This window comes from Klebsiella sp. 10982, from assembly GCF_048589245.1.
GTDB lineage: Bacteria > Pseudomonadota > Gammaproteobacteria > Enterobacterales > Enterobacteriaceae > Klebsiella > Klebsiella quasivariicola.
In genome coordinates, this window is the sequence record NZ_JBMAXV010000114.1 from 1 (window position 1) to 1,341 (window position 1,341).

1 protein-coding gene is annotated in these 1,341 nt (G+C 47.7%); it reads left to right on the plus strand.

The window, feature by feature from the left end; genetic code table 11:
• Positions 1–71: 71 nt before the first annotated feature.
• Positions 72–1,076 carry an IS110-like element IS4321 family transposase gene (locus tag ACKLKD_RS27815; protein ID WP_000427623.1) on the plus strand — a complete coding sequence of 335 codons (1,005 nt, stop codon included), beginning with the start codon at positions 72–74 and terminating at the stop codon, positions 1,074–1,076.
• Positions 1,077–1,341: the final 265 nt, after the last annotated feature.

Below are 1,341 nucleotides of genomic sequence, written 5' to 3' on the forward strand. Positions count from 1 at the left end.
TATTTAATGAGATGGTCACTCCCTCCTTCCCGGTACTATGCTGAGGACAGGCTTTCATTCGGAGAACTATCATGGAAAACATTGCGCTCATTGGTATCGATCTGGGTAAAAACTCTTTCCATATTCATTGCCAGGATCGTCGCGGGAAGGCTGTTTACCGTAAAAAATTTACCCGGCCAAAGTTGATCGAATTTTTGGCGACATGCCCCGCTACAACCATCGCAATGGAAGCCTGTGGCGGTTCTCACTTTATGGCACGCAAGTTGGAAGAGTTGGGGCATTCCCCAAAGCTGATATCACCACAATTTGTCCGCCCGTTCGTTAAAAGCAATAAAAACGACTTTGTCGACGCCGAAGCTATTTGTGAAGCTGCATCGCGTCCGTCTATGCGTTTTGTGCAGCCCAGAACGGAATCTCAGCAGGCAATGCGGGCTCTGCATCGTGTCCGTGAATCCCTGGTTCAGGATAAGGTAAAAACAACCAATCAAATGCATGCTTTTCTGCTGGAATTTGGCATTAGCGTTCCCCGAGGAGCTGCCGTTATTAGCCGACTGAGTACCATTCTTGAGGATAATAGTTTGCCTCTTTACCTCAGCCAGTTATTGCTGAAATTACAACAGCATTATCACTATCTTGTTGAGCAGATTAAAGATTTGGAATCCCAGTTGAAACGAAAGTTGGACGAAGATGAGGTTGGACAGCGCTTGCTGAGCATTCCCTGCGTCGGAACACTGACAGCGAGTACTATTTCAACTGAGATTGGCGACGGGAAGCAGTACGCCAGCAGCCGTGACTTTGCGGCGGCAACAGGGCTTGTACCCCGACAGTACAGCACGGGAGGTAGGACGACATTGCTGGGAATTAGTAAGCGAGGTAATAAAAAGATCCGAACTTTGTTGGTTCAATGTGCCAGGGTATTCATACAAAAACTGGAACACCAGTCTGGCAAATTGGCCGATTGGGTCAGGGATTTACTGTGCCGGAAAAGCAACTTTGTCGTCACTTGTGCTCTGGCAAACAAGCTGGCCAGAATAGCCTGGGCCCTAACGGCACGACAGCAAACTTATGTAGCATAACGGCAGAAATACACCGGTTTAAAGAATTACTGATCTGGTTTTGCGAATACTGATATTGATGATACTAACGGCCCACCGGCCTGTTGAGGAACCTGTAAAACGGAAAGGCTCATTGAAGCCGTATATTTTCTGGAGGTTCATCAGGCGCGGAACTCATCAAGGCGCGGGAATAAAATCCCATTCAGACGCCGGATAGATTCAAGCAAGCCAACTTGTCGTCAAAATCGGTGTTGCAAAAACGGGAGTGACCATAGATTCCGTTTTC